The organism is Siminovitchia thermophila, from assembly GCF_016909185.1.
GTDB lineage: Bacteria > Bacillota > Bacilli > Bacillales > Bacillaceae_C > Siminovitchia > Siminovitchia thermophila.
Genome location: NZ_JAFBFH010000026.1, coordinates 61,607 through 68,413, shown reverse-complemented (window position 1 = coordinate 68,413; position 6,807 = coordinate 61,607). Strand labels below are relative to the sequence as shown.

10 protein-coding genes are annotated in these 6,807 nt (G+C 41.7%); 7 read left to right on the top strand and 3 right to left on the bottom strand.

Annotated elements, in window-relative coordinates; translation table 11 throughout:
• On the top strand, nt 1-417 hold a 417-nt coding region (locus tag JOC94_RS16350), incomplete at its 5' end, for a hypothetical protein (protein ID WP_205179880.1).
• Here the strand turns inward: JOC94_RS16350 and JOC94_RS16345 are convergent.
• The gene (locus JOC94_RS16345; protein ID WP_205179879.1) at nt 395-637 is read right to left on the bottom strand and encodes a hypothetical protein; all 243 of its coding nucleotides are present in this window, start codon (nt 635-637) and stop codon (nt 395-397) included. The genes JOC94_RS16350 and JOC94_RS16345 overlap by 23 nt on opposite strands.
• A gap of 413 nt (nt 638-1,050) precedes the next feature.
• On the opposite strand from JOC94_RS16345, the gene JOC94_RS16340 reads away from it, so the two are divergent.
• Nucleotides 1,051-1,974: a 5'-3' exonuclease gene (locus JOC94_RS16340; protein ID WP_205179878.1), complete on the top strand. Its 924-nt coding sequence runs from the start codon at nt 1,051-1,053 to the stop codon at nt 1,972-1,974.
• Here the strand turns inward: JOC94_RS16340 and JOC94_RS16335 are convergent.
• Nucleotides 1,971-2,357, bottom strand: a complete 387-nt coding sequence (locus JOC94_RS16335) for an RNase H family protein (protein WP_205179877.1) — start codon at nt 2,355-2,357, stop codon at nt 1,971-1,973. The genes JOC94_RS16340 and JOC94_RS16335 overlap by 4 nt on opposite strands.
• Before the next feature lie 404 nt (nt 2,358-2,761).
• Between JOC94_RS16335 and JOC94_RS16330 the strand changes: the two genes are divergently transcribed.
• Nucleotides 2,762-3,418 (top strand): reverse transcriptase-like protein, encoded by a 657-nt coding sequence (locus tag JOC94_RS16330; RefSeq protein ID WP_205179875.1) that lies wholly within the window; start codon nt 2,762-2,764, stop codon nt 3,416-3,418.
• Between the two features lie 26 nt (nt 3,419-3,444).
• Nucleotides 3,445-3,648, top strand: coding sequence for a zinc-finger domain-containing protein (locus JOC94_RS16325; protein ID WP_077113362.1), 204 nt, complete (start codon nt 3,445-3,447; stop codon nt 3,646-3,648).
• Between the two features lie 828 nt (nt 3,649-4,476).
• On the opposite strand, the gene cspD is transcribed toward JOC94_RS16325, so the two are convergent.
• Nucleotides 4,477-4,686, bottom strand: coding sequence for a cold-shock protein CspD (gene cspD, locus JOC94_RS16320; protein ID WP_077113364.1), 210 nt, complete (start codon nt 4,684-4,686; stop codon nt 4,477-4,479).
• A 281-nt stretch (nt 4,687-4,967) separates the two neighbouring features.
• On the opposite strand from cspD, the gene mntR reads away from it, so the two are divergent.
• The 3 genes from mntR to JOC94_RS16305 all read left to right on the top strand — a co-directional run bounded on the left by mntR (nt 4,968) and on the right by JOC94_RS16305 (nt 6,768).
• The gene (gene mntR / locus JOC94_RS16315; RefSeq protein ID WP_077113365.1) at nt 4,968-5,402 is read left to right on the top strand and encodes a transcriptional regulator MntR; all 435 of its coding nucleotides are present in this window, start codon (nt 4,968-4,970) and stop codon (nt 5,400-5,402) included.
• A gap of 90 nt (nt 5,403-5,492) precedes the next feature.
• Complete coding sequence (locus tag JOC94_RS16310; RefSeq protein WP_139345705.1) at nt 5,493-5,705, top strand: hypothetical protein; 213 nt, start codon at nt 5,493-5,495, stop codon at nt 5,703-5,705.
• 361 nt (nt 5,706-6,066) lie between these two features.
• Nucleotides 6,067-6,768 carry an AIM24 family protein gene (locus JOC94_RS16305; protein WP_077113367.1) on the top strand — a complete coding sequence of 234 codons (702 nt, stop codon included), beginning with the start codon at nt 6,067-6,069 and terminating at the stop codon, nt 6,766-6,768.
• The last annotated feature ends 39 nt before the right edge of the window (nt 6,769-6,807 follow it).

The window sequence follows — 6,807 nt, the reverse complement described above, 5'->3', positions numbered from 1 at the left end:
GCTCCAGTAAGTCCGATAGGTCCTGTTGGCCCCGTCGGTCCCGTTGCTCCAGTAAGTCCGATAGGTCCTGTTGGCCCCGTCGGTCCCGTTGCTCCAGTAAGTCCCGTAGGTCCTGTCGGCCCCGTCGGTCCCGTTGCTCCAGTAAGTCCCGTAGGTCCTGTCGGCCCCGTCGGTCCCGTTGCTCCGGTAAGTCCCGTAGGTCCTATCGGCCCCGTCGGTCCCGTTGCTCCAGTAAGTCCTGTTGGTCCTGTCGGCCCCGTTGGTCCCGTTGCTCCGGTAAGTCCCGTAGGTCCTGTCGGCCCCGTCGGTCCCGTCGGCCCCGTTGGTCCCGTCGGTCCTGTCGGCCCCGTCGGTCCGTCTGGCCAAGGTGGTACAGGTGGACATTTTATGACGTTTATAACTTTGCAGTTTTTGTGATGATGACAGTTACAGTCATCTTTTCTCGGAGAATGACAATACCTTTTACTATGCTGATATTCTTCCGTTTTGTAGCTTTTGTGATGACTCCAACAATAATCGCAGGTACAGTCAACTCTATAATTTCTCGGAGAATGACAATATCTTTTACATTTATTGCAACACTCTCCTGTTTTGCAACTTTTACGAAAATGACAGCAATAAACACAGTTACAGTCATTTCTATAATCTCTCGAAGATCGACAATATCTTTTACGCATATTGCTATTTCCTCCCTTCTTAATGTATTGAAAAAATCAATTTCCGTATAATGGTCTTACCCAAATAAAAAAAATGTGCTAAACACTAATTTATTAGTAGACTATTACAATGGATGTAAATGAACCTTCTAAACTCTTGGCTATTTTGGGATTTGAAAATAGATGAATAGAGATTAAATAGCGGATAAAAGACTTCATTCTCTTTTTATGTCATAATTAAAGTAAGCTTGGCTGGCGCAGAGCCTCTGGCAAGACGATTTGCCTAATGTCACTCAAATTTGAACATGAGCTTCAATGCTTTATATCACTTCCGAGCCAGATACGTTCCCGGGCGTGTAAAGCCAAATCCACAGAGAATGGGGTAAGATATAAAATGAGAAAAAATCACTTATTAGTGATTGATGGGATGGCGCTTCTTTTTAGGGCCTTTTACGCCACTTCCATCAGAAAGCATTTTATGTTTAATAGCAAAGGCGTTCCAACTAATGCAGTTCAGGGATATTTGAGACATATCCTGTCGGCTGTGGAAGCGGCCTCTCCTTCCCATATTACCGTCTGTTGGGATATGGGAAGCAAAACGTATCGAAATGACATTTTTCCAGATTATAAGTCAAACAGGGAAGCGCCTCCTCTTGAATTAATTCCGCAATTTGATTTTGCAAAGGAAGCGACTCATGCGTTTGCCATTCCGAATATTGGTGTGAGCGGCTATGAGGCGGATGATTGTATCGGGACGATTTGCTCCAAAAACCGGCACAATGCCAAAATGACGGTATTAACGGGAGATCGCGACCTATTACAAGTAATTGATGAAAGTGTAGACGTGTGGCTTTTGCAAAAGGGGATCGGCAACTATGCCAAATACACAAAAGAAACATTCCAAGAGATGTATCAGCTTGATCCCCATCAGCTCATAGATGTAAAAGCTTTGATGGGTGATGCAAGCGACGGATATCCGGGGGTAAAAGGGATCGGTGAAAAAACAGCACTAACGTTAATCCGGCGTTTCGGCAGTATAGAAACACTTCTTGAAAACCTCGCCGATGTAACACCTTCACAGCGTGCCAAGATCGAAACTCATTTGGAATTGCTGCATATATCCCGGGAGCTTGCTGCCATTAACTGCAGCACCCCTTTCCAATTTGACTTCGAGAAAACTTATTGGAATGACATCCCGCGATCTGCCTTCGACTATGTGGATGAGCACGAATTAAATGTGGTTCAAAGGCAGCTGCAAATTTTGAAAAAAGACTTCGATCATCCATTTACAGACCGGGAATTGACAAAGTCAAATTAGTTTAAGCGGATCGCTTTTTTAGCAAGTTCGTCCGCTTTTTTATTTTCTTTTGAAGGTACCCATTTAATGAAGAAAAGGTTGAATTGCTCTGTCAACCTTAGTGCTTGATCAAGCAGATGAGTGTATTTTTTATTTTTGACAAATTGTTTTTCAATGGCGTCAACAACGAGAGTGGAATCAGACCGGACCGAAATGATGGCATCTTCTTCTCCCGAACATAATTCCAACGCTTTTATGAGAGCGAGGAATTCAGCTTCATGATTGCTGGCAATCCCAAGTGGGAGGGCATATTGTTTCACTTTCCCATCATTGTTGATAAAAATGCCTGCTCCGCTTGGGCCAGGATCTCCGGCACTGGCCCCATCTATGTAAATTTCAATCATTTGTCCATCTCCTGATCCGTTATTTTTTCTTCTACTGAAAATAACATATAATACAAATGATTATATCTAAATAAGCGCATGGAGCCAACAAGCAGATGTCCCGCTTTAACTGGCAGTAAGCCCTTCGTTTCAAGTGTTTAAAGGAAAAAACTGGAATGGAAAATAAAGGGATATCAAACTGCCAGTAAAAGCCCGATTGGTTGGGGGCGATAGGACAAGGAAAGCTTTGACAGCACTGTCAGCGCATGAGGAAAAAGCGTAATTTTTTTCGAGGATGGATGAGTGCGAGGGAGCGACAAGAGGGTCATTACCTGGGTTTTGCCAATAGGATGCTTTCTATCTTAGCCTTTGTTCCGCTTCTATCAGCGGAGTAAAAGGATTTCACTGTATAGGTGGTGGGTCAAATGAATATTAAGTTGACTTTTGAATACGAAACTCCCAATAAAGATAAAGTGCAATTCGAAACAAATTGGCTTGATGATCAAATCTTGGAATATATCTTGAACGATTTTTCCAAAATAAATCGCATAAAAGCAATAACGATATTAGATGATATGGGAATGGAATGGAGCCTGAAGGAATTCAGGAAATTAAAGCAAAAAGTGGAGGCTGAAGCAAGAAACCCCACTATTTATTTCGATGGAGGTTATCATAAAGAGAGCGGCGAAACAGGCATTGGTATTGTCATCTATTACGAAATCGGCGCTGATCAATTTCACATGCGTTATAATGATAAAATAGATGGTATTGCTTCAAGTAACGAAGCGGAATACGTGGCGCTGTTCAACGCCGTCAACATGTTGGAACAATTGGACATTCGCCATACCCCTTGCACAATCAAGGGGGACGGACAAGGGGTTTTAAAGCAGCTCGCCGGTGAATGGCCCTGTTATGAACAGGAATTATGCCGCTGGCTGGATAAAATCGAAATGACATTAAATAAACTTCATATCAAACCCACAATAGAAGTAATCTCAAGGGCTCAAAACAAGGAAGCGGATAAGTTGGCGCGCCAAGCACTTGAAAATAAATTTATCCATAGTCATACTAAGTTAGAGTAAGCTTTGGATGCTGGGAGATGTTTTCCATGAATCGTACGCATGTGATAAAAGAAATCGATGAAATCCTACAGCAATATTGCAATGATTGCTTTTTAAAAAAGCATTTCAGAAAAGCATACAGTAAGACATATGCCCATCAATTTTGCATCAACCAATGTACAGTTGGAAGCAGCTTGCGGGAAAAGGGCAAGGAATTGGTAAACACGGAGGAGGCTGGGCTGGATCCATGATCGTGGGGCGGCCTATCATCTTTTATCAAAAAACTCCGCTTAACACTTCCGTATTTAAATCTTGTAAAAAACTCCTCTTCTTGTTTTTAAAAAATCATATAAAGTTCGTTATGGCGGCTTCATTTTTTTCGGTTTGCAAGACTAATGCCATTGATCAATACAATAGAAAAAGGAAAAAGCTATTTGCTGCTATCGCAAGAATGCCTGCACTAGGATTAGGGGCGTCCCCATATATACAAAAAGAATGGAATCCAAAGGGGTACTTGTCCAAAAGTTAGCCTTTTATCTTTCAACCATTTTTAGAAAAACGTGCAAAATGATGTAAAATCAAACTCGGCAACAATCACTATATAATATTGACAGCATGAATACCCCACTCTGGTATCCTTGCACACCATCAGAACAAAAATTTTTTATAAAATAAACCATTTTAAACATTCCCCAAAGCCTCTAATGAAGCCACACTCGACTTCAAATCAGCTTCCAAGCTCTCTGGCGTTTTTCCGCTGATCAGCAATCACTACTAAGTCTTCCTAAAAGCTTCCATTGACTTTCTATCACGTTCTAAAACCCCTAACATCAATGTTTTTTAAGTAAGAAAAGCTCCGTGGCCAATTCCAAGAAGGCAAATGGTATAGTCGTCATCAAGCCAGCAGTTACCCTTTTAAACGCTTATTACACATTGAGTTATTTTCCATTTTATTAAGTGGAAAATTGTACGACTTCAGCAAGTGTCTGCTATTGGAAACAATGATCATTCCCGATCAGGAGATACCTTTTCCTTACTAGAACAAAAAAAGGCTGACGCAATAGTCAGCCTTGTGCATTTTATATTGTGGTTACTTTGTTAACGTTAGCAGCCTGAGGTCCACGGTTTCCTTCAACGATTTCAAAAGAGACTTCTTGGCCTTCTTCCAATGTTTTAAAGCCTTCGCCTTGAATGGCAGTGAAATGTACGAATACATCGTCTCCGCCTTCAACTTCGATAAAACCGTAGCCTTTTTCGTTGTTAAACCATTTTACTTTTCCGTTTTGCATGCACTTAATCCTCCTAAAATCTTACGGCACCGCTATGTGCCATGAAAAAATATTATCATAAAACAAAACAACTGAAAACTCTGTCCATTTCACTTATTTTGCTAAATGATACATCAACTATACACTAGACGTTCCCTCGAGTCAAGAAATCATCAGAAAGTTGTGATCACTTTTTAGAAAATTAGAATAAAGTAAAGGGTTTTCATTCCCCTTTACTTGTGAAAAACCGCTGTATATAGTAAACTTTTAGGTGCTTATAAAAGGTATTTGGAGGGATTATCATGCCGACTCCTAGCATGGAGGATTATATAGAACAAATTTATTTATTAATCGATAACAAAGGATATGCACGAGTTTCCGATATTGCAGAAGCTCTGGAAGTCCATCCCTCCTCAGTTACAAAAATGGTTCAAAAACTCGATCGGGAAAGCTACATTGTTTATGAAAGGTACCGGGGGCTAATTCTGACGTCCAAAGGAAAGAAGATTGGAAAACGCCTTGTTGAGCGTCATGATCTATTGGAAAAATTTTTACAAACGATCGGAGTCAAACAGGAGAACATTTATGACGATGTAGAAGGAATCGAACATCATCTGAGTTGGGATTCCATTGACCGAATTGGTGATCTTGTCCAATATTTCGAAGAAAACCCGGAAAGAGTAGCAGATTTGAAGTTGATTCATGATAGGACTGAGGAAGAAGAAGCAAAAAAATAACGCCCTATAACCGCGGCAGGTTGGGATGAGACCATTTTTCGTGGGAAGAAGCCGCCAAAACTTCGCGGGATGTTCGGGTTGCATCATGGCATGAGCCGAATGTGGGAAAATGGGAGCATGATTCCATTTTTTCAAAAGCATATCCCAAAGGGCTACATAGGGATTTGGGCTGCGGCGATGGATACGGCTCATCTCTTAAAGCAGAAAGGTTTTACAGTGACAGGATTCGACTTGTCAGGAAATGATCGCACTTGCCAAAAAGAACGAAAGGCCTGGCCTTTTGTTCTTGGCGGGAAATTTTGAATAACCCTCTTTTTCGCGAAAAGGAGCTTGACGCGTCTATTCAAGCGAATGAATCGCCGCATTACAAAACATTCGGAAAATCATAAAACCCGGCGGCTATGCTGTTTTGGCATCTTAGGCCCTACAGCAATGCCCCGAAAGTACAGCTATCCACGACTTTTAGGGAGAAAAATCATTTGCAACGAGAATTTGCAAAGCTTGCCGCTGATCATGGATGGATAAAAGTCGCGGGAAAAAGACGTGTATAAAAGGGGCGTGCAAGAGCACCTCCTAAGCGGTCTTTCCAACGACTTAAAGCAAGCTTTGTCATTTATAGATCTTTTCAATTTAAAAATAACAAAAAAATAGATGGGGGACAACGATGGCAGAAAACCGTTATTCCATCAGCGAATTTATTAGGGAAACACAACAAGAAGACAAAGGCGAAGGCTTATTTGAGTTGGAGACGCCCCGTTTGTTAGAGGTGAATTTGGACGGACAGGTTTGGGCAAAAGCGGGAGCAATGGTCTCATACCGAGGAAATATAAAATTTGAACGGGAAGGGATATTGGAACACGGAATCGGAAGATTATTTAAAAAGGCATTCACCGGGGAAGGAACCCCACTTATGAAGGCAAATGGAAATGGCAAGCTGTACCTGGCTGATGCGGGGAAGAAAATCTCCATCCTGAATCTGAAAAATGAATCCCTATTTGTAAACGGAAACAACTTGCTTGCTTTTGAACCTGCCCTTTCATGGGATATTAAGCTGATGCGGAAGATTGCCGGAATGATGGCCGGCGGCTTGTTCAATATTAAAATAACAGGAACCGGCATGACTGCCATTACCACACATTATGAACCGTTAACTTTAGCTATTGCACAGGGTAACCCCGTATACACCGACCCTCACGCAACTGTGGCCTGGTCAGGGAACTTGTCTCCCGAATTCGTAACGGACGTTCAGTTAAAAACCTTCTTTGGCAGAGGAAGCGGCGAGTCGATTCAAATGAAATTTGAAGGTGACGGTTTTGTGGTGGTTCAGCCTTATGAAGAGACCTATTTTGGACAGTCAAGCGAGTAAAGAAATCATATGATCTTACATAATAAAAATAAGTTAAAA